18 protein-coding genes are annotated in these 21695 nt (G+C 68.7%); 10 read left to right on the top strand and 8 right to left on the bottom strand.

Annotation, left to right across the window (positions count from 1 at the left end):
* Positions 1-41 precede the first annotated feature (41 nt).
* Positions 42-2009: an asparagine synthase (glutamine-hydrolyzing) gene (gene asnB / locus Q3A80_RS15615; RefSeq protein ID WP_446329859.1), complete on the top strand. Its 1968-nt coding sequence runs from the start codon at positions 42-44 to the stop codon at positions 2007-2009.
* Positions 2010-2050: 41 nt separating this feature from the next.
* Here asnB and Q3A80_RS15610 read toward each other — a convergent pair whose 3' ends face one another.
* The 6 genes from Q3A80_RS15610 to Q3A80_RS15585 all read right to left on the bottom strand — a co-directional run bounded on the left by Q3A80_RS15610 (position 2051) and on the right by Q3A80_RS15585 (position 8550).
* On the bottom strand, positions 2051-2839 hold the full coding sequence (locus Q3A80_RS15610) for a lytic transglycosylase domain-containing protein (RefSeq protein WP_446329858.1): 789 nt from the start codon (positions 2837-2839) through the stop codon (positions 2051-2053).
* Positions 2839-3513: a type III secretion system export apparatus subunit SctR gene (sctR, locus tag Q3A80_RS15605; protein WP_040140436.1), complete on the bottom strand. Its 675-nt coding sequence runs from the start codon at positions 3511-3513 to the stop codon at positions 2839-2841. The genes Q3A80_RS15610 and sctR overlap by 1 nt, the downstream gene beginning before the upstream one ends.
* A 3-nt stretch (positions 3514-3516) precedes the next feature.
* Positions 3517-4701, bottom strand: coding sequence for a type III secretion system cytoplasmic ring protein SctQ (gene sctQ, locus Q3A80_RS15600; RefSeq protein ID WP_446329857.1), 1185 nt, complete (start codon positions 4699-4701; stop codon positions 3517-3519).
* 400 nt (positions 4702-5101) lie between these two features.
* Positions 5102-5500 (bottom strand): winged helix-turn-helix domain-containing protein, encoded by a 399-nt coding sequence (locus Q3A80_RS15595; protein WP_446329856.1) that lies wholly within the window; start codon positions 5498-5500, stop codon positions 5102-5104.
* A gap of 375 nt (positions 5501-5875) precedes the next feature.
* Entirely contained in the window at positions 5876-8086 is a 2211-nt protein-coding gene (locus Q3A80_RS15590) for a molybdopterin cofactor-binding domain-containing protein (protein WP_446329855.1), read from the bottom strand.
* A gap of 2 nt (positions 8087-8088) precedes the next feature.
* Positions 8089-8550: a (2Fe-2S)-binding protein gene (locus Q3A80_RS15585; RefSeq protein WP_446329854.1), complete on the bottom strand. Its 462-nt coding sequence runs from the start codon at positions 8548-8550 to the stop codon at positions 8089-8091.
* A 181-nt stretch (positions 8551-8731) separates the two neighbouring features.
* Between Q3A80_RS15585 and Q3A80_RS15580 the strand changes: the two genes are divergently transcribed.
* From Q3A80_RS15580 to Q3A80_RS15550, 7 genes are all read left to right on the top strand, one after another.
* Positions 8732-9658, top strand: coding sequence for an AraC family transcriptional regulator N-terminal domain-containing protein (locus tag Q3A80_RS15580; protein WP_446329853.1), 927 nt, complete (start codon positions 8732-8734; stop codon positions 9656-9658).
* A 1973-nt stretch (positions 9659-11631) separates the two neighbouring features.
* Positions 11632-11958 carry a hypothetical protein gene (locus Q3A80_RS15575; RefSeq protein WP_446329852.1) on the top strand — a complete coding sequence of 109 codons (327 nt, stop codon included), beginning with the start codon at positions 11632-11634 and terminating at the stop codon, positions 11956-11958.
* A gap of 111 nt (positions 11959-12069) precedes the next feature.
* Positions 12070-12660: a hypothetical protein gene (locus Q3A80_RS15570; protein WP_446329851.1), complete on the top strand. Its 591-nt coding sequence runs from the start codon at positions 12070-12072 to the stop codon at positions 12658-12660.
* A 77-nt stretch (positions 12661-12737) separates the two neighbouring features.
* Complete coding sequence (locus Q3A80_RS15565; RefSeq protein WP_446329850.1) at positions 12738-13019, top strand: hypothetical protein; 282 nt, start codon at positions 12738-12740, stop codon at positions 13017-13019.
* Between the two features lie 44 nt (positions 13020-13063).
* On the top strand, positions 13064-14785 hold the full coding sequence (locus Q3A80_RS15560; RefSeq protein WP_446329849.1) for a chemotaxis protein CheA: 1722 nt from the start codon (positions 13064-13066) through the stop codon (positions 14783-14785).
* Between the two features lie 155 nt (positions 14786-14940).
* A complete protein-coding gene (locus Q3A80_RS15555; protein WP_446329848.1) occupies positions 14941-15525 on the top strand; it encodes a hypothetical protein in 585 nt (194 codons plus the stop codon).
* A gap of 143 nt (positions 15526-15668) precedes the next feature.
* Positions 15669-17030 carry a sigma 54-interacting transcriptional regulator gene (locus Q3A80_RS15550; protein WP_446329847.1) on the top strand — a complete coding sequence of 454 codons (1362 nt, stop codon included), beginning with the start codon at positions 15669-15671 and terminating at the stop codon, positions 17028-17030.
* Positions 17031-17069: 39 nt separating this feature from the next.
* On the opposite strand, the gene Q3A80_RS15545 is transcribed toward Q3A80_RS15550, so the two are convergent.
* Positions 17070-17561 carry a hypothetical protein gene (locus tag Q3A80_RS15545; RefSeq protein ID WP_446329846.1) on the bottom strand — a complete coding sequence of 164 codons (492 nt, stop codon included), beginning with the start codon at positions 17559-17561 and terminating at the stop codon, positions 17070-17072.
* A gap of 376 nt (positions 17562-17937) precedes the next feature.
* Here Q3A80_RS15545 and Q3A80_RS15540 point away from each other — a divergent pair, with 376 nt between their 5' ends.
* Positions 17938-18615, top strand: coding sequence for a LuxR C-terminal-related transcriptional regulator (locus tag Q3A80_RS15540; RefSeq protein ID WP_446329845.1), 678 nt, complete (start codon positions 17938-17940; stop codon positions 18613-18615).
* A 90-nt stretch (positions 18616-18705) separates the two neighbouring features.
* Here the strand turns inward: Q3A80_RS15540 and Q3A80_RS15535 are convergent, their stop codons facing one another.
* A complete protein-coding gene (locus Q3A80_RS15535; RefSeq protein ID WP_446329844.1) occupies positions 18706-20259 on the bottom strand; it encodes a methyl-accepting chemotaxis protein in 1554 nt (517 codons plus the stop codon).
* Between the two features lie 359 nt (positions 20260-20618).
* Between Q3A80_RS15535 and panE the strand changes: the two genes are divergently transcribed.
* Positions 20619-21557: a 2-dehydropantoate 2-reductase gene (gene panE / locus Q3A80_RS15530; RefSeq protein ID WP_446329920.1), complete on the top strand. Its 939-nt coding sequence runs from the start codon at positions 20619-20621 to the stop codon at positions 21555-21557.
* Positions 21558-21695: the final 138 nt, after the last annotated feature.

The following is a 21695-nucleotide window of genomic DNA, read 5'->3' as shown; positions in this document are numbered from 1 at the left end:
GCCGCCGCTGACGGAACAGGTCAACAGGGGCAGACAAATCAATGTGCGGAATCGACGGCTTTCTGAATAGCGTCGCCTTCGATGAGGAGACAGCGCGCGGCACGCTCGCGCGAATGACGGCGAGCCTCGCGCATCGCGGGCCGGACGCGCAGGGCCTCTGGGTCGACCCGGAAGCCGGCATCGCGCTCGGCCACCGGCGGCTCGCGATCGTCGATCTGTCGGTCCACGGCCGGCAGCCGATGGCGTCCGCATGCGGCCGCTACGTCATGGTCTTCAACGGCGAAATCTACAACCACCGCGAATTGCGCGCGGAGCTCGAGCGCGCGGGTCGCGCACCGGCGTGGCGCGGCCATTCCGACACCGAAGTGCTGATCGCGGCGATCGCCGCATGGGGCGTCGACGCGACGCTGCGGCGCGCGACCGGCATGTTCGCGTTCGCGCTGTGGAACCGCGCGTCGCGGGTGCTGACGCTCGCACGCGACCGGATCGGCGAGAAGCCGCTCTATTACGGCCGGATCGGCGACGCACTCGTGTTCGCGTCGGAGCTGAAGGCGCTGCGCGGTTATCCGGGCTTCGACGGCGCGATCGATCGCGACGCGCTGTGCCTGTACCTGCGCCAGTCGAGCGTGCCCGCGCCGCACACGATCTATCGCGGCATCAGCAAGCTGCCGCCCGGCACCTTCATCCAGTTCGAACATGCGCGCGACACGCCGCGCGTGCGCGCGTACTGGACGCTGCAGCAGGCGATCGACGCGGGCCGCGAGCGGCCGTTCGAAGGCAGCGCCGACGAGGCCGTCGGGCAGCTCGACGCGATCCTGCGCCAGGCGGTCGCGCGGCAGATGGAAGCCGACGTGCCGCTCGGCGCGTTCCTGTCCGGCGGCATCGATTCGTCGGCGATCGTCGCGCTGATGCAGGCGCAGTCGGCCACTCCGGTCGACACGTTCACGATCGGCTTTCACGAGGCCGGCTACGACGAGGCCGGCTATGCGAAGGCGGTCGCGCGCCACCTCGGCACGCGGCATACCGAGCTGTACGTGACGGCCGACCATGCGCTCGGCGTCGTGCCGAAGCTGCCGGCGATCTACGACGAGCCGTTTGCCGATGCATCGCAGATTCCGACTTTCCTCGTGTCGGAGCTGACGCGCCGGCACGTGAAGGTGAGCCTGTCCGGCGACGGCGGCGACGAACTGTTCGGCGGCTATACGCGCTACTTCCTGACGCCGCGCCTGTGGCGCAAGCTGCATCGCGTGCCGGCGGCGGTGCGCGCGCGCATCGCCGCCGCGCTGCACGCGCTGCGGCCCGATCATGCGGATCAGCTCGCGGCGGTCGCGCAGGGCGCCTGGGGCGGCGTGGAAGCGCGCGACTCGGCGACCCGCATCGGCGACCGGCTGCACAAGCTCGGCCACGTGATGACGGCCGAGAGCCGGATCGGGTTGTACCGGCTGCTGATGTCGTCGGTGCATCATCCGGAGCGCATCGCGCTCACTGGACAGGAGCCGCCGACGCCGCTCGATACGGTGGCCGCGTGGCCCGCAAACCTGAGCTTCGCCGAGCAGGCGATGGCGATCGACACGCTCACGTACCTGCCGACCGACATCCTCGCGAAGGTCGACCGCGCGGCGATGGCGGTGAGCCTCGAGACGCGCATGCCGTTCCTCGATCATCACGTCGTCGAGTTCGCGTGGCGCGTGCCGGCGTCGGTGCGTTTGCCGGAAGGGCAATCGAAGGCGCTGCTGCGCCGGCTGCTGGACCAGTACGTGCCGTCGTCGCTGATCGACCGGCCGAAGCAGGGCTTCTGCGCACCGGTCGATCACTGGCTGCGCGGTGCGTTGCGCGACTGGGCCGATGCGCTGCTGCAGCCGTCGCGGCTGCGCGACGAGGGCTTCTTCGACGCGGCGGCGGTCGAGCGGCTGTGGCGCCAGCACCAGACGGGCCGGATGAACTGGCAGCACCAGCTGTGGACGGTGCTGATGTTCCAGGCGTGGCTGGAGGGGCAGCGCGCGGCGTGAAGCGGGGCGGCGCGCACGTCACGCGCGCGCCGCGTCGACGCTCACTGATCGAGACACCGCACGCACAGCCGCTTCGCCTGGCTTGCCGACAATCCGCGGCACATCATCACGACCGGGCGCGCATGGCACGACGGTGCGTCGGCGGACGCGGTCGGCAACGGCATCCTGCGCGCGCGTTCGGGCGGCGTGGTCGCGGCCGCGTCCATGCGCCGCTGCCGCGCCGGCGGCGGCACGTCGCGCACCACCGGAATCGGCTCCACGCCGCCTTCGCGCGCGTTGCGCTGCGCGCTCGCGACGACGCGGCTCACGTAGCCGCTCGAGAAACCGGTCGTGAAGTTGCCGCTGTAGTAGCACGACAGCGCCGCGCGCAAGGCGGCCTGGGCCGGGCGGCCGGTATTCGACGACCGGGCGAAGCATTCGGTCAGGATCGCACCGCCCGCCTGCAGGTTGCGGCAGGGCTCGAACATCGTCGTTTCATCGAGTCCGTACTTCGCGAAGTTGCGTTCGTTCACCTGCGCGAGCCCGACGCTGTAGCTGAAGCCGCGCGCCGCGAGTTCGCGCACGGTCGCGCGCGCTTCGTCGAGCGACGCCGGCTGGCGCGTCAGGTGGCCGCCGACCACGCCGATCGCATACGGATTGAAGCCGGATTCGGTGCGCACCAGCGCGGCGAGCGTAGCGGCATCGACGTTCGGCGCGCACGCGCGCGCAAGCTGCGCGAAGCCCGCGGCACTGCCGGCTGCATGCGCGACGCCGTGCTGCGCGCACGCGAGCGCGAGTGCGACGAGCGCGCCAACGCACGCGGCGGCGGTTCGCAGGGTGCGGGCGCGCATCATCCGGCTCCGGCGACGCGATACGACAGCACGAGCCCGTGCACGAGCAGCGACCAGCCGTCGAGCGCGACGAACAGCAGCAGCTTGAATGGCACCGAGATCGTCGTCGGCGAGATCATCTGCATCCCGAGCGCGAGCAGGATGTTCGCGACCAGCAGGTCGACGACGATGAACACGATATAGATCACGAAACCGATCTGGAACGCCTTGGTCAGCTCGGCGAGCGTGAAGCTCGGCACCAGCACGAGCAGGTCGTCGTCCTTGATGCCGTCGGCGCGGTTCTTCGGCCACACCGAGGTGGCCGTGCGCACGAAGAATTCGCGATCGCGCTGCCGCGTATGCGACACCAGGAAGTCCTTGATCGGCGGCAGCGCGGCATCGGCGAGCGCGCCGATATCGGCGGTCGACAGTTGGCCGGACGCGTCGAAGTGGCGGGCCTGCAGCGCGTCGCGGATCGACATCCCGACCGGCGCCATGATGAACAGCGACAGGATCAGCGCGATGCCGTTCAGCACGAGGTTCGGCGGCACCTGCTGGATCCCGAGCGCGGAGCGCAACAGGCCGAGCACGACCACGAGCTTCGTATAGCTCGTCACCATCAGCGCCGCGAACGGCGCGATGCCTAGCGCGGCAATTACCGCGATCAGCGCGACCGGATTCGGCAGATTGCCCATCGTTCAGCGCTCGCGCGGCGCGGGTTGCGTCAGCGTGACGACGCGCACGCCGAGTTTCTGGCCGACCGCGATCAGATGGCCGGTGCCGATCAGCATCCCGTTCGCGACGAGATGGATCACGCTCTGGTTGATCCCTTGCTGCAGTTCGATCACGGCGCCCGGCTGCAGCGTGCCGAGTTCGCCGAGCGGGATCGACGTGGGCGGCAATTCGAAGCGCAGATCGACCGCGAGGCCGTCGAGCGAGCGCGGCGCATCGTCCGGCGGCGCGTCGTGCGCGCTCGTCGTCGCCGGCGGGGTGTCGTTGCGGGTCGGTTCCAAAGGCATCTCCCTGATTCGTTCGACGGTCAGCCGGGTGCCCGACGGCCGTCCGGTGATCTCCCACGCCGGCGCGGCGGGCAGCCGTGCAACGCACAGCAGGTTCTGCTCGTGCGCACGCCAGCGCTCGATCGCGATGATGTCGCCGCCGACGACATCGGCCAGCTCGGCCGTCGTCAGCTCGGTCCGGCCGATTTCGAACACCAGCGGCACCGGCAGGCTCGCGTACGCGGCGCGCGTCTCGGGCCGCGCGGCCGGCGGCGTCGCGAAGAACACCGCGAGCGCATCCGGCGCATCGAACAGCAGCGCGCCGTGGCAGCGCCATGCGCCGTCGGCGCGGCGCAGCTCGAAGCGCAGCGCGGCCGGCGCGGTGTGCGAGGCGGACTCGCTCGCGGGCGGCGGCAGCAGTTCCACGGGCTGCCGCGTTGCTGCCTGCAGGACGGCCGCGAGCGGCGCGGCGAGGTCGGCGAGCAGTGCCGCGCGGATCACGGCCGGCACGGCCGGATCGGCGGCGTCGCCGAGCCATTCGCTTTCCGCGGCCGGATCGATCCACAGCGTGCCGGCCGCCGGGCCGACGACGAAGCGGTATGCGTGCGCATCGGCGGCCGGTTCGGCGTCGACGCGCCAGCGCACCTCGTATGCGTGTTCGCCGAGCGTGACGGGGACAGCCGCCGTCGCGCCGTATGCATGCGACAGTCCGCGCGCGGCGGCGGCGGACAAGCGCGGCAGATACGGCGACGCGTCGAGCGCGACGGCGGCCGGCGCAGTCGCATGCGGCAGGGCGGGGGCGGCTGCGGCCGGGGCGGCCGCGGCGGGCGGCGCCCGGTTCGCGGCGTCGCCGGCGTCGGCATTCGTCAGGGGCAGCGCAGGCACGGCGGGATTGGGCGGATTCGGCGTTGGTTCGTCGGGTTGTCGTGGCCGGCGGCGCGGGTTGCGCGCGGCTGCTGCGTCGATTGTAGGGATGGCGCCGGCCGCGTGCCGCGCCGGAATCCGTAGTCGCGCGCATCGCGTGGCGGTGCAGGTGGTGGCGAGCTACGAAGGCCGCTGCGCGGGGAGCGAGGAAAGGAGAGGAGGTGGAGAGGCTGTCGCATGGCGGCGCGCACCGGCGCGGGTCCACGTGCCGGGCACAAAGACGGACGCCGCCCGGAGGCGGCGTTCGTGTCGCGGCGCGGCGAGCGTGTCGGGCCGCGATGCGCTGCGCGTCCGGCGCAGCGTGGTGGAGAACCGTGCCGGCGCGCCGCGCGATGGCGGCGCGCGGGTAAGCCGCGACGCGTCAGACGTAGTCGGCGGCCAGCGACGGCTGCGGCGCGGCGCGCAGCAGCGGCGCCGCGTCGTGGCGCTCGACGTGCGTCATGGCCGCACCGAACAGCACGAGCCGATAGCCGACTGCATAGATCGGGATGATCCGCAGGTTCTTGTCGTGATCGAGCTGCAGCTTCGAACGGATGCGCGAGATATGGGTGTCGAGCGTGCGTGACGACACGCCGAGCTCGCGGCCCCAGACCGCTTCCTGGATCGCTTGCCGCGGCACGATCTTGTTCATGTTGTCGAGCAGGAATTCGACGACATCGAATTCACGCGGCGTGACGTCGACGACTTTGTTGTCGATTTCGATCGTGCGACGTACGAAGTTGATTTTTATGTTGTCGATGTACAGGTATTTGCAATCCATGGTGGCCCTCGCATGTCCGTAAAGGAGTGTTTGCGGGCCATGTGCTGCAACTTCCGGGCCAGGGACGGGCTATCCGCACGCGACGACGGACGCGGGCGGGGCGGACGGCGCGCCGGCCTTGAATCTAAAAGAACTTTTAACGCGGGGGCGAGCGATGCGCGACACAGGGTCGGACCAATAGTGAAGGATTGTTACGTAGCATCAAACGGGAACGTTACGGGCGTTACGGGGGGCGTAACGTGATAGTGAGGTAGCGAATGGGCCGATCGTTCGATCCGGGATGGCAAAAAATCGGGCACGCGCGGCAGCGCGACAACGAACCGGCCGCGCAACGTTCCCGTCACGCGGCCGGTCCGGCGTCGCGCCGTCGCTCCGTCAAGCCTTCGCGCTATCGCCCGAATCGAACGGCAGCACGTAATGGCGCTTGCCGGTCGCCGCGAAGATCGCGTTGGCGACTGCCGGCCCGATCGGCGCGACGCCCGGCTCGCCGACCCCGGTCGGCGCTTCCGCCGACGGCACGATATGCACTTCGACCTTCGGCATCTCGGCCATCCGCAACACGTGATAGCCGTCGAAGTTGCGCTGCTCGACCTGGCCGTCCTTCAGCGTGATCGCACTGTGCAGCGCCGCGCCGAGCCCGAAGCCGATGCCGCCTTCCATCTGCGCGGCGACGATGTCCGGGTTGATCGCGATCCCGCAGTCGACCGCACATACCACGCGCTCGACCTTCACCTTGCCGTCCGCGTCGACCGACACCTCGGCCACCTGCGCGACAAAGCTCTTGAACGCCTCGGCCACCGCGATCCCGCGCCCGCGACCTTTCGGCAGCGGCTTGGCCGGATCCCATCCGGCCTTCTGCGCGGCCAGTTCGAGCACCGCGCGCATCCGCGGCTCCTTCGCGAGCAGGTCGCGGCGGAACAGGTACGGATCCTTGGCCGCCGCGTGTGCGGCTTCGTCGATGAACGCCTCGACCGCATACGCGGTGTGCGAGCTGCCGACCACGCGCCACCACAGCACCGGCAGGCCAACCTTGGTGGTGGTGAGTTCGACCGACACGTTCGGCACCGCGTACGGCAGGTTCGCCGCGCCCTCGACCGACGTCGCGTCGATTCCGTTCTTCACCATGAACGCCTCGAACGGCGTGCCGGCGAGGATCGACTGGCCGACGATGCGGTGGCGCCAGCCGACCAGCCGGCCGTCGGCGGTCAGCCCCGCGTCGAGCTTGTGGAAATACATCGGGCGATAGAAGCCGCCCTGGATGTCGTCCTCGCGCGTCCACTGCAGCTTCACCGGCTTGCCGTCCGCGCCGAGCGCCTTCGCGATCGACACGGCCTCGACCACGTAGTCGGACCACGCGTTCGCGCGCCGGCCGAAACTGCCGCCCGCGTACAGCGTATGGATCTGCACCTGCTCGGGCTTCAGGCCCGCGACCTTGGCCGCGTTGCCCTGGTCGACCGTCTGGAACTGGTCGCCGGCCCAGATCTCGCAGCTGTTCGCCGTCAGCTTGACGACCGCGTCGAGCGGCTCCATCGGCGCGTGCGCGAGATACGGGAACTCGTACGTCGCGCTGATCTTGCGCGCGGCGCCCGCGATCGCCGCGTCGGCATCGCCGTCCTTGCGCGCCGACGCGCCCGGCTTCTCGGCGAGCTGCCGGTATTCGCGCATGAGCTCGTCCGAGCCGCGCTTTTCGGCGTGCGTTTCGTCCCAGTCGATCTTCAGCGCATCGCGGCCCTGTTTCGCGGCCCAGAAGCCGTTCGCGACGACGGCGACGCCGTGCGGCACCTGCACGACCGCGACCACGCCGGGCACGGCCTTCGCCGCCGTCGCGTCGAACGACTTGACCGTCGCACCGAAGCGCGGCGGGCGCTGCAGCAGCGCGACGCGCATCCCGGGGAAGGTGGTGTCCAGCGTGAAATGCGCGGTGCCGTTCGACTTCGCCGACCCGTCGACGCGCGGAATGCGATGGCCGATCAGCTTGAAGTCGGCCGGCTGCTTCAGCGTGACCTTGTCGGGTACCAGCAGCTTCGACGCATCGGCGACGAGCGTGCCGTAGGCGGCCGTCCTGCCGGTCTTCGCATGCGTGACGACGCCGTTGGCGGTGGTCAGCTCGCCGGCCGGCACCTTCCAGCGCGCGGCCGCGGCCGACACGAGCATTGCGCGCGCCTTGCCGCCCGCTTCGCGCAACTGCTGCCACGAGTTCGACATGGCCGAGCTGCCGCCCGTGCCCTGCATCGTGCCGAACGCGAGGTTCGCATAGCGCTTCGCATCGGCCGGCGCGCTTTCGACGCGCACGTTCGACCAGTCGGCATCGAGTTCTTCGGCGACGATCGTCGCGATGCCCGTATACGCACCCTGGCCCATTTCGACGTGCTTGGCGATCACGGTGACCGCGCCGTCGGGCGTGATGCGCAGGAACGCATTCGGCGCGAAGTCGGCGGCCGGTGCCGTCGCGGCGAGCGCGCGGCGGCCGAGCCCGGCCCATTCGAAGCCGATCGTCAGGCTGACGGCGGTCGCGGCACCCGCGGCTTTCAGGAACGTGCGGCGCGACGGACGCACCGCACCGGCATTGTCGAGTTCGATCGTCATGGTCAGGCTCCCAGCGTCGCGGCCGCGTCGTGGATCGCGGCCCGGATGCGGGCGTAGGTCGCACAGCGGCAGATGTTGCCGTTCATCGCGGCGTCGATGTCCGCGTCGGTCGGCTTCGGGTTCTGTTCGAGCAGCGCGGTGGCCGACATGATCTGGCCGGACTGGCAGTAGCCGCATTGCGGCACCTGCAGCTTCACCCACGCGGCCTGCACGGCCTGCGCGGGCTTGCTCTGCAACCCTTCGATCGTCGTCACGTGCTTGCCCGCGATCCCGGCGAGCGGCAGCACGCACGAGCGGACGGCCTGGCCTTCGAGATGGACGGTGCATGCGCCGCACTGCGCCATGCCGCAGCCGAATTTCGTGCCGGTCAGCCCCGCGTGTTCGCGGATCGCCCAGAGGACGGGCATCGACGGATCGGCGTCGAGCGTGACGCTCTTGCCGTTCAGGACAAACGTGGTGGGCATTGTGTTGTCTCCGTGGGGAAAACCCGGCATGCGCCAGGATAGCCGCGAGTGTGCGCGACACACCTGCTTTTGCGTCTACCCAATCCTGCAAATTTATTGAACAATCCTGCAAATCCCCGGCACGGCGCCGGGCGTTTCGCTATGCTCCCGCGATTCAGGTAAACGAAGCGAGGAATCCGCCATGGACATGACCGATATCGCGGCGTCGCGCGAATCCGGCCGGCGCGAACTGGCGTCGCTGATCGGCCGTTTCGCGCCCGCGGACGGCTCCCACCCGACCGCCGTGCCCGCGCTGATGCTGCACCGGCACACGCATCCGGTCGATCTCGGCTGCGGCGTGTCGCGCCCCGCGCTCGTGATCGCCGCGCAGGGCGCGAAGCGCGTGATCGTCGCCGGCCACGCGTACGAATACGACCCGCAGCATTGCCTGATTACGTCGATCGACTTGCCGATTCTCTCGCGCGTCACGCAGGCGTCGCCGGATGCCCCGTACCTGTGCCTGACGCTGACACTCGACCTGGAGCGCATCGTCGAGCTTGCGGCCGAGATGCGGCTGCCCGAGCCCGATGCCGGCCCCGAAGGCGAGGGCATCGCGGTCGGCGAGCTGACGCCGCCGCTGCTCGATGCGGCGCTGCGGCTGGTGCGTCTGCTCGATACGCCGGCGGACATTCCGGTCGTCGCGCCGCTGATCGAAAAGGAACTGCTGTACCGGCTGATGACGAACGGGCAGGGCACGCGGCTGCGGCACATGGCCGTCGCCGGCAGCCAGACGCACCGGATCGCGCGCGCGATCGAATGGATCCGCGAGCACTACGCGGAGCCGATGCGGGTCGAGACGCTCGCGCAGGCGGTCAACATGAGCGTGTCGTCGCTCCACCATCACTTCAAGCACGTGACGACACTGAGCCCGCTGCAATACCAGAAGCAGTTGCGGCTGCACGAGGCGCGGCGCCTGTTGTTGCGGCAGGGCGGCGACGTCGGTTCGGTCGCCGCGACCGTCGGCTACGAAAGCGCGTCGCAGTTCAGCCGCGAATACAGCCGGCTGTTCGGCGCGCCGCCGATGCGCGACGTCGTGCATCTGCGCAAGAAGGAACTGCTCGGTACCTGATCGCGGTGCCGGTCATGCCGCGATGAACGTCGTCGTCGGCAAGCGCGGGTCGGGTCCGCCGGTCCGGCGTGTCGATTGATGCGCGCGGGCTTTCCCGGATGCCGTGCAGTATGCCGAAATCGGGCAACTTGCAATTCGCGCGCCTTGCGCGTCGATGCAAGCGGAATCGGGGCATCGGGACGCGGCGCATCGCCGCGCCCGTGCTTCTGTTTCATGCGCGCATCCCGAAAGCGGCCGGCGGATGTAGCGCTTGCCGGCACCGATGCGAACCGGCGCGCCGAAACGCGCACAAAACTCGCGTCGCGACGCATTTTCTACGTGGATCGCGCGTTTGCATGCATGGTTCAACGACGAGATTCGCGGCCGATGTCGTGTCGGAAATGTTTCTGACGGGTATCACGCTTCGGCGGATTCGGCGCGTTTCAGTCATTGAAGTGAAATGGCTATCGGCATTGAATGTCGGTGAATCGAATTCGGAAAGTAAAAATCGCTAAAGTGGATTGAAGGGTTGATGCGCGAGCGTGCCGTCGTTTTTTGCGAGTCGGCCAGTGTGCAAACCTTGCCGGCAAGGTCGCATTTACCGATTTTTTCCGTGCGTCGGCATTGTCACGGTACGCGTGATCCCGTCGGTATTTTCATGGATGAATCAATTGCGTTTCGCCGGCAGCCGGCACGCCCATCCTGAAAACGCCGCGACGTCCTGCACACCGGGTCGTGGAAACCGACCGCCGAACCCGCGGATTCCGTCAATTCGCGCGCGGCGGCTGCCGCCGACACGCCGCTACGGCCGGTCGGCATGCGTGGACACGGCACGGCCGCGCGCCGCGCGCCGGTGCGCTTCTCAACGATGAAACACCTGTTTGCGTCCGCGCTCCGCGAGCCGCCGTATCCCGCGGTCATCCGGCGTTTCGCGGGATTGCTTCCCGGTATTCAATGATCGCCGGAGGTCCGCGCCTGTTGCCGCGATACATTCCTGAAACAAAAAATCCCGTTCCCGGCGACACGAGCGGCGTAGCGGGCGCGATACGCCGCGCAACCGTCGGCGGAATCGCGCATGGCATGCCGCTTGCGATATTGGACGCACCGGCGGGCGGTCGACCTGATGAATGAAAGATTGGGGGGCGGCCATCTCGTCAATAAGTAGTCGGGGAAACAGCGATGAAGACCAGTAGCAGTCACCTGATCCGCGCATTCTTCGCGCACCGGTGGGGCAGTTCGACAACTGGGAGCCTGACTCGCGATGCAGTGCCAGCGTCGCGCGTCCGTTATTGCGGGCTTCCGGGCATCCGCGCATTGCGCGTGCTGAAGCGGCTGTCGTTTCGTGCGACAACCGACCGACAGCGGTGCCCGCCTTCTTTCGATTCATCCGGATGGGTCCTGCCGTTCGTGCCGGACAGCGCGACGCCGCCCGGCCTTCGTCCGTGCGCGGGCGTTTCGATCGCGCCGGGTATCGCCCGGCGCCGGCCGGATTAGATCGAACGTCCATCGGCCGGATCGTCCGGACAGTCTTCGATCGGTAGCCTGGGGAGAAGCGATGCCGCCTGACTGGAGTGCAGACTCGTTATCGGCCCGATAAAGGCCACTGTTTTCGGCGGTCCTGCATTTTCGGTAATTGATCTATTCGCGTATTTCAGCTTGCTGAAGCGGACGCCGCGCGCCTGTGTGTTCGTCGCGCTACATATCGACTGAAAACAATCCGGAACGGCGATTGCCTGATTCCGGTTGTGGGAGGTTTTTCGTTTTCGATAATCGACCGGGTTTATGCCATATCGAAAACACCTACTGGAAAGTTCGTAAAACTAAATAAAACGAACCTACACTTCGACTGGCCGAAATTATGGAAACCCGGTTTCGAAGCGAAGCGGGTCTTTTAATGGATAGTGATCCTTATTTACCGGGATTGCTCGAGGCAGGGAAGTTGATGGCGTGCAGCTTTCCTCGCTTGTTTCGTTCACGCCGTTATGGAGTCGACCATGAAGAAGCTTCTGATTGCAGCAGCAGTTATGGCGGTCTCGGGTGCAGCGTTCGCCGCGAGCGGCACGGTTTCGACCAGCAACTCGTCGAGCGGCGGCCAAACGTTCGCCGGCGTTGTCGGATACGGCTCGTTCACGGCCACGGATTCGGGCGCGGCACTCGGCGCAGCCGGTGCAACGGCCGGCCACGGCAGCAGCAGCTCGATCTCGTACACGGACCACACCAACACGTCGACGGTGAGCGGCTTCGGCTGGGGCGGCGCGCAAGCCGGCGGCTCGAGCGGCGCGAATGCCGGCTCGACCGGCTGGACGATGTACCACTACTAAGCCGAGGCGCATAGCGTTCGTCATGGACTGGTGGCACGGATGCCGGGTGTCGTCCCGCGAGGGCGCCCCCGGCGCCCCGGCCACCGAACTTCCTCACAGAAAGGAATTGCTATGAAAGCCAACGTCTTTTTAGCGGCAGCGCTCACCGTCGTGTCGTCGGCGGTGCTGGCGGCGGGACCGACCACCTTCAACCAGACGCAATCCGTTGCGGCGGGCGTGTCCGGTGCGGCGCTGGTCGGCACCGGCAGCTATACGAGCAACTCGACTTCGGTCGCGGGCGCGAGCGCCGGAAGTACCGTGACGCCCGCCGGCTCCACCGGCACGGCCACCGCATTCCACGACTCGACTTCGACGGCCAGCGGTTTCGGCATGAACGGGGGCGCGTTCGCGGCGGGCGGCGGTATCGGTGCCGCAGGCTCGTTCGGTGGAACCGGCAATACGAGCGAGAACGCGAATGCGTTGTCGGGAGGGGTAACCGCCACGATCGTATTGGGCGCGAACCACTACACGGCAACGGGTGCGAACGACAACGGCATTGCCACTGCCGGCGCCGCCGGCCTCACGGGCATTGGCGGGTCGAGCGCGATCGCGGGCTCGGATCACCTCAACTCGTCGACCGTATGGAGCACCGGTCCGGCCGGATCGCCGTTCGCGTCGGGCGGCAGCCAGGGCAGTTCGGGCGCGACCGCCGGCAGTCCCTGATTCGGGTGTCGGGGGGGACCAGTTTCGCAGCGACGCTGGTCTCTTTCCCCGCATCGTTGTCACCGTAAGGAGTTGGCATGAAGCAGAAAGTGATTGCCGCCGCTCTGATGCTCGCGTCTCTGACGGCATATGGCGCTGACCGTGCTGCCGACGACGTGCAATCGAATGTGCAGACGTCAAACAACCCTGACCAGACAACCAGACCGTCACAACAACAAGCGCTTTCGTCGGGCAGTGCCATCGGCGCGCCGGCGGCCCTGCAATGGCAGGGCATGTCGGGCGGTTCGTGGTCCCAGCTGGGCAGTGGCTGGAAGCAGTTCGGGGAAGCAGGCAAATCTGAAGGAATTCAGGGGAATTAATACGGTTGCCTGGGTGGGAGGTCAAACCTCGTCCGGAGAGTGAAATGAACAGCAACAAGATCAGGGTGGCATGTGCGGCGATGTTCGCGATGGCCACGATCGGTGCCCACGCGCAGACCGCCGACTCGACTTCAAGTGCGCAGTCCTCGACGTCGTCGACGGCGATCAGCCAGGGCGGCGGCTCGAGCATGAACACGAACGTCACCAGTTCGCGCGGCGGCAACGCCAGCAGTTCGAGCACCAGCGGCGTGCGCGGCAGCGGCAACTCGACCGTGCAGGTGAACCTGAACCTGCCGTCGTCGACGAGCGGCGGCTCGAACGTGACGCCGCAGGGCACGAGTTCGCTCGCGGCCGGCGCGCCAGGCACCAGCCCTTACAACACGCAGGCGAGCGAGAACGTCAACTACTCGGGCACGCAGACGATCAAGACGAACCCGGCGATCCAGGCGCCGGGCCTCACGACTACGCTGTCCGATACCTGCATGGGTTCGGTGAGCGTCGGCGTGTCGTTTCCGGGATTCGGCGCGACCGGCGGCACGACCCTGGTCGACCAGGCGTGCGTGCGCCGTCTCGATGCGCGCGAATTCCGCGCGATGGGGCTGACCGACGTCGCGCTGGCGCTGCTGTGCCAGAGCGATGCGAACCGGCGCGCGGTGGAAGCGACCGGCCACCTGTGCCCGGGTACGACCGCGCCGCTCGCGCGCTCGAACGTGGCGCCGTCCGCAGAAGCGACCGTGGCCGACGACGTGAAGTATCGTGATCCGCTCGTGCGCAGCCGCATGGGCCTGCCGCCGCTCGACGCGGCCGCGCAGGCACCTGCGCAGACGCGTCCGGTCGCGACGACCGCGGTCCAGGCGGCGCCGGCGCCGGTGCCGGTGCCGGTTTCCGCGCCGGCGCTCGCGGCGCCTGCGGTCGGCGCGGTGCCGGCTGCGGCGCAAGCGGCCGCCGTGAAGGCGTCGCAAGCCGCTGCGGTCGTGCCGGCGGCGCTTGCCGCACCGGTTGCCGCGGCTGCGCCGGCGATGAGTGCCGCGCCGGCTGTCGCGCCGGCCGCGACGGGCGCGGTCCCGGCTGCCGCCATCGTCGCCGCGCCGGTGGTTGCCGACAAGGCATCGGTCCCCGCGCCGACTGTTGGCGATAAGGCACCGGAGCCGGCGTCGGTCGTTGCCGACAAGGCGCCGGTCCAAGCGCCGGCGGTCGCTGACAAGGCATCGGAGCCCGCGCCGGTCGTTGCCGACAAGGCGCCGGTCCAAGCGCCGGCGGTTGCCGACAAGGCACCGGAGCCCGCGCCGGTCGTTGCCGACAAGGCGCCGGTCCAAGCGCCGGCGGTTGCCGACAAGGCACCGGAGCCTGCACCGGCCATCGCCGACAAGGCACCGGAGCCCGCACCGGCCATCGCCGACAAGGCACCGGAGCCCGCACCGGCCATCGCCGACAAGGCACCGGAGCCCGCACCGGCAATCGCCGACAAGGCGCCGGAGCCTGCACCGGCCATCGCCGACAAGGCGCCGGAGCCCGCACCGGCCATCGCCGACAAGGCGCCGGAGCCTGCGCCGGCCATCGCCGACAAGACCCCCGAACCCGCACCGGCAGCCGACAACGCAGCGCAAGCCGCGCCGGCCGCCGACGCGACGGCGACGGACGCGGTCGAATCCGCAGCGGCCCCGGCCGCCGACATGCCGGCGGTCGCCGTCCCCGCCACGGTCGACCAGCAGGCCGCACCGGTGCTGCCGGCGCCGGCCGTCATCTCGACGAGCACGTCGTCGTAGGCCGGCCGACCGGTCGTCCGCGCGGCCGGCATGCCGGTCGCGCGTCAGACGCACGGAGCCGCGGCGCCACGCGCGCCGCCAGTTTGACGGGTGTTGGTCCCTCCCCGAGGTCAACACCTCTTTTTGCCTGACGAGGGTACAGGGAGGCCTCAATCATGAGGATCTTTTTGGTCGCTCTGCTGCTGTACGGCACCCAGGCCGCTGCGCAGTCGGTTTTCCAGAACCCTGCGGTCTTCGTGATCCTGAGCGAGCAGACGCTCGCGAATGCCGCGAGCGTCCAGCAGGCGCTCACGACGCTCGGCCGCCCGGACAACACGGCCTGCGTGCCGATGATGATGATCGGCGACCCGCAGATGATTTACATGATGCCGGAGGAAGGGCACGCGCCGTCGTGGCAGTCGCCGGTGTACGGCCGCGGCGCGCCGTTCGTCGCGCAGAACGGGCCGGTGCCGACGGGCAAGCCGGACGGCGCGACGCAGCACGCCGAAGACATGCAGACCCAGCCGTGGAGCGACAGCAGCGCAATCACGCAGAAGATCGCCGGCGCATCGAGCGTGTCCGCGTCGAACCGCGTCGACGACTGGCAAATCAACGGGCTGAACCGGATCGAGGCCGCGCGCACGACGGAGGTCACGGTGGACGGCAAGACGTACCGCAGCTATCGAGACGACCTGAATCGGTCCGCGCGCCCCGTCGTCGAACCGCAGATCTATACGAAGCGCGTCGTGTTCTGCCGATGACGAAACCTTCCCGATCGGACATGCCGGCCGCGCACCGTGTCGCACGGCCCGGTCCGACGGACAACTTACGCGGCGAGGCCATCGTGAACCAGTGCTGCACGATCAGATTGTCAGGTCCGCAGGAGCGCGAACGGGCCGCCTGCATGCCGTTACCCGGCGTGCTCCGGCATCACCATGACATGGTGGCGCGCCCGCTCGTCTATCTGTCGCAGCGTCCCGACGCGGCGCTCGTCGACTATCTCGCGTCGCGCGGCTGGGAAGTGTTGCGCGCGAAGTCCGTTGCGGACGCACTGAATCTCGTGAAGGCGAACCGCCTGCATGGAGGCATCGTCGATTTCCGCGACTTCGCGTCGCCCGACGCCGCGTCGTTCGAGGCGCTGCTGCGCGATTCGCGTATCGGCTGGGTCGCGCTCGCGGACGACGCGCTGCTGCGCGACATCACCGTCGCGCGCCTGATCCGCCAGTGCTGCTTCGACTACGTGCGTCATCCGGCGGCCGGCGCGACGATCGCCTATTCCGTCGGCCATGCGTACGGGATGCTGCAGCTCGGGCAAAGCGATCCGGCCGCCGACGCCACGCCGCCCGGCGGCACGATGATCGGCGCATGCGACGCGATGCGCCGCCTGTTCGCGACGATCCGCAAGGTCGCGAACACCGAGGCCACCGTGTTCATCGCCGGCGAATCCGGCACCGGCAAGGAGCTGACCGCGGCGGCGATTCACCAGCACTCGCCGCGCGCCGACGCGCCGTTCGTCGCGGTGAATTGCGCGGCCATTCCGCCGACGCTGCTGCAGGCCGAATTGTTCGGCCACGAGCGCGGCGCGTTCACAGGCGCGCATCAGCGCAAGATCGGCCGTATCGAGGCCGCGCACGGCGGCACGCTGTTTCTCGATGAAATCGGCGACATGCCGTTCGAAAGCCAGGCGAGCCTGCTGCGCTTTCTGCAGGAAGGCAAGATCGAGCGGCTCGGCGGCCACGCGTCGATTCCGGTGGATGTGCGGATCGTGTCGGCGACCCATGTCGACCTCGAGGCCGCGGTGCCGGCGGGACGGTTCCGCGCGGATCTGTATTACCGGCTGTGCGTATTGCGCATCGACGAACCGCCGCTGCGCGCGCGCGGCCGCGACATCATGCTGCTCGCCGACCACATGCTGCAGCGCTATCGCGGCGACAGCTCGCACCGGATCCGCGGCTTCATGCCGTGCGCGATCGAGGCGATCCACAACTACCCATGGCCCGGCAACGTGCGCGAGCTGATCAACCGGATCCGCTTCGCGATCGTGATGACGAACGGCCCGCTGATCTCGGCCGCCGATCTCGAACTGCACCAGTACACGTCGCACCGGCCGCCGACGCTTGCCGAAGCGCGCCGGCAGGCCGAGCGGCGCACGATCGAGGACACGCTGTCGCGGCACCGGCACCAGCACGCCGACGTCGCGGCCGAACTCGGGATTTCGCGCGCGACGCTGTACCGCCTGATGATCGCGCACGGTCTGCACGCGTGACGCCGGGCGGGCGTGCGGTGCGTCGGGTGCGGCGCGCCGTCAGGCCGGCCGCTCGAAGCCCGATTCGACCCAGCGTGCGGCGCTGGCCTTGTCGAGCTTGAATCCGGCGGACACCTTCGCGTCGGCCAGCAGCTCGCCGTACGGGTCGAACGCCTTCAGTTCCGCATACGGCTCGAACTCGTCCGGCACGATGTCGAGCGTGACCGACACATCCTGCCCGTCGTCGCGCTGGACCGTCACTTCCTTGTGCAGCATCGCGCGACGCTGCTGCTCGTGGCGCATCAGCACCTCGGTCGCGGTCTTCACCAGCGTGCGGAACGCGTTCGCGTCCATCGGCTTCGGGTTCTTCTTGTCGCGGCCCATCGTCCACGGCCCGACGAGCGCGGGTTCGGCCTCGCCGTCCTTGATCATCTCGACAGCCCAGCCGTCGTCGTCTTCGTTCTTGATGATGCGGGCCGTCCAGCCGTTGTCGTGCCAGAGGCCGTCTTCGTGGATGGTGGTGTCGTCGGATTGCAGATCGGATTCGGTCATGGAGAAAGCAAAGGTACGGGCTGCCGGCGAACGGCGGACGCGCGCGCGGCCGGCCGCCACGCGCGGCACGCCGCCGGGCGCCCGGAATGGCATGCAAAGGCCGCGATTTTACCGCGCCGGCGGCCGGCGCTGCCCCGTCGCCCGCACCGTTGGCCATCCGGCCGATGCAGACCGCTGCCGAATGATCGAATCGGCGCAAATATCAAACTCGTATTACGTTCCCGCGGGTCGATCTATATGTCGTCCGATAGTCCGGCCGCGCACAGCTTTCTAGAATGTAGGTCGGGATAAAAATATCTCGACCGTCGATTCAACGCCGATCCGGCCGCACGCGCATCCCGCGCCGCGCGGCCCGGCGAACCTTCTGGAACTGCGCATGGGGAAATTCAGGATTCGCACTGTCTTCGCGTACGACTGGCCGTTGGCGGTCGCGGGCATGGAGCACATCGCGGGCGACGTCTGCGCGATCGATCTCGTCGGCGTCTATCGGACGCCGGGCGAACTCGTCGCGGCGCTCGACGGCATCGACTGCGACATCGCGCTGGTCGACTATGCGGTCCGCGGCGACGCGCAGATGGACGGCCTCGCGCTGTTCGAATGGCTGCGGCGCATGCGCCCGAACGTCGGGATCGTTGCGCTGGTCGGCAACGAGACGCCGGTGATCCTGCGTTCGATCCTCGCGCAAGGCCGCACGAGCCTCGTCAGCAAGTTCGACGAGGTCGGCCACATCGTCACCGCGATCCATTCGAGTTACAGCGGCGGCCGCTATCTGTCGCCGCTCGTCCGGCGCGCGCTCGATGCGCTCGCCGACCACGACCAGCCGCCCGTCAAACTGTCGACGCGCGAGATCGAGGTGATCCGCCTCTATCTGGACGGCGTGCCGATCAAGCTGATCGCGCAGCGGCTGAACAAGGGCAAGCAGACGGTCAGCGCGCAGAAGATCAGCGCGATGAAGAAGCTCGGCGTGACCAACGACATCGAGCTGGTTCAGCGGGCGGCCGTGCTGGGATTCGGCGGCGCGAAGGCAGCGTGCCGCCACGGTGGCGCCGGATAGGCGGGGCAGGGTGAGCCGGCGCGGGCCGGGCGGCGGCCAGCGCCGCGCGGCGCCGGCCCGTCGGGCGGAACCGGGAGGAATGGGGCCGTGTCAGGCCGGCAACGCGAATCGCGTGACCGCATCGCGCAGCGCTTCGGCCTGGTCGCGCAGCGAATGCGCGGCCGCCGCCGCTTGCTCGACGAGCGCCGCGTTCTGCTGCGTGACCTGGTCCATTTCGCCCACCGCGCGGTTGACCTGCTCGATCCCGGCGCTCTGCTCGCGCGACGCGTGGCTGATCTCGTCGAGGATCTCGTTCACGCGCCGCACCGACTGCACGATCTCGGCCATCGTCTCGCCGGCGTTCGTGACGAGCGCCGCGCCGTGCTCGACGGTTTCGTTCGACGACACGATCAGCGACTTGATTTCCTTCGCGGCCGTCGCCGAGCGTTGCGCGAGCGAGCGCACCTCTGCCGCGACCACCGCGAAGCCGCGGCCCTGTTCGCCCGCACGCGCCGCTTCCACGGCCGCGTTCAGCGCGAGGATGTTGGTCTGGAACGCGATCCCGTCGATCACGCCGATGATGTCGCCGATCTTGTGCGAGCGGTCGGTGATCTCGTTCATCGTGCGCACGACGTCGTCGACCACCTCGCTGCCGCGCGTCGCGACCTGCGCGGCCTGGCCGGCGAGCGTCGCGGCCTGCGCGGCGCTGTCCGCGTTCTGCTTCACGTTCGCGGTCATCTGGTCCATGCTCGATGCGGTCTGCACGAGCGCGGCCGCCTGTTCCTCGGTGCGCTGCGACAGGTCGGTGTTGCCCGACGCGATCTCGCTCGCGCCGACGTTGATGTTCTCCGTGCCCGTCCGCACGCGCGACACCATGTCGATCAGCCCGCCCTGCATCGTATGCAGCGCATGCAGCAGGCTGCCGCGATCGTCGGGCTTCACGTTCACGCGCGCGGTCAGGTCGCCCTGCGCGATGCGCTGCGCCGCGTCGAGCGCCACTTCGAGCTCGCCGCCGAGGTTCGCGCGCACGCTTTTCAGCACGAGCACCATCACGGCGGTTGCGATCGCGCCCAGCACGGCCGTCATCGCGAGCCAGCGGCCGACGCTCGCGAGCACTGCCGAGCGCACGTCGTCCATGTACATGCCGGTCACCAGATACCAGTCCCACGGCGCGAAGCGCTGCACCGCGCTGGTCTTGTCCTGCGGCTTGTCGGCGCCCGGCTTCGGCCACAGATATTCGACGAAGCCCTTGCCGCCTTCCGCGTTGCCGGCCTTCACGATTTCGACGAACAGGTGCTTGCCGTTCGGATCCGCGAAACCCGATACGTCCTTGCCGTTGAGCTCGGTCTTGATCGGATGCATCACGATCACCGGCTTCGAGTCGTTGATCGAGATGTAGCCGTCGGTGCCGTAGCGCATCGCGGCGATCGCATCGAGCGCCTTCTGTTTCGCGTCGGCTTCCGGCAACGCGTTCTGCTGCGACAGCTTGTAGTAGTGGTCGGCCACGCTCGCCGCCTGCGCGACCAGCGACGCGAGCTGGTCGCGGCGGTCGGTGATCATCGACGCGCGCGTCTGCCATGCACCGACGCCGGCGATCACGAGCAGGCCGAGCCACAGAATGACGATCATCGAAGCGAGTTTCTGGTTCAGGGAAAGGGTGCGCATGGTAGTGAGGTCGGTCGGTCGAACAGGCGCGCCGGAACGGCGTGACGGGATAAGTCATTGACGGCGCGCAACGAACGTTGCCGTAGGGGGGAAATCCCTAAGAAACCGCGCGGCCGCGCAATGTCAGCGGCCGCGGGTCGGTCATCTATGCATATACATAGTCGCCATCGCTATACTGTCGTGCGATGGCGATGGCGATGGCGATGGCGATGGCGATGGCGATGGCGATGGCGATGGCGATGGCGATGGCGATGGCGATGGCGATGGCGATGGCGATGGCGATGGCGATGGCGATGGCGCGCCGGGCGCGGACAAACCGGCCGAGCGGCAGTGCCGAACGAACCCGAAAGGAGGCAACGATGCGAATTCTGGTGGTGGGGGCCGGCGCGGTCGGCGGATATTTCGGCGGCCGGCTTGCCGCGGCGGGGCGCGACGTGACGTTCCTGGTGCGCGACGGCCGCGCGGCCGCGCTCGCGCGCGACGGGCTGCTGATCCGCAGCCCGCGCGGCGACCTGACGCTCGCGAACGTGCAGACGCTGCGCGCCGGCGATGCCGCCGCGCCGTTCGATCTGGTGTTGCTGAGCTGCAAGGCATACAGCCTCGACGATGCGATCGCATCGTTCGCACCGTTCGTCGGCCCGTCGACGCTGATCCTGCCGATGCTCAACGGGATGCGCCATCTCGACGTGCTGCGCGAGCGGTTCGGCGCCGCGCAGGTGCTGGGCGGCCTGTGCGTGATCGCCGCGACGCTCGATCGCGAGCAGCGGATCGTGCACCTGAACGACACGCACGGGCTGTCGTTCGGCGAACTCGCCGGCGGCGAATCGGCGCGCGTGCGCGCCGTGGCCGACGTGCTCGGCGGCGCGGGCTTCGATGCGACGCTCAGCGACGACATCGCCGCGCGGATGTGGGACAAATGGGTGTTCCTCGCGACGCTCGCGGCGAGCACGTCGCTGTTTCGCGGGTCGATCGGCGACATTCTCGCGGCGCCGGACGGCCGTCGGCTGCTGCAGACGATGCTCGACGAATGCAGCGCGATCGCCGCGTACAACGGCCACCGGCCCGATCCGGCGGCGGTGGAGCGGATGCAGCGAATGGTGCTTACGCCGTCGCCGCTGACCGCATCGATGCTGCGCGACGTCGAGAACCGCGCACGCGTCGAGGCCGATCACGTGATCGGCGACCTGCTCGCGCGCCGCGACCCGCAGGCCGCGGACGCGCTGTCGCTGCTGCGGATCGCTTACAACCATCTGAAGACGTATGAAGTGCGTGTCGCGCGGGAGAGCGCGGCGGCGTAGGGACGGTCACGGCCGCCGCCGGTCCGCTGCGTGGGGCGGCTGGCGGCGGTTCGGCGGCGGTGAAGCCGGCAGCCGCGCGGTTCACACGCTCCGCGAACCACCGGCCCGCTGCCCCTGCCGCACTGCACAATTTTGCCG

The organism is Burkholderia sp. SR8 (assembly GCF_052851275.1).
This window is presented reverse-complemented; position numbering and strand designations above follow the sequence as displayed.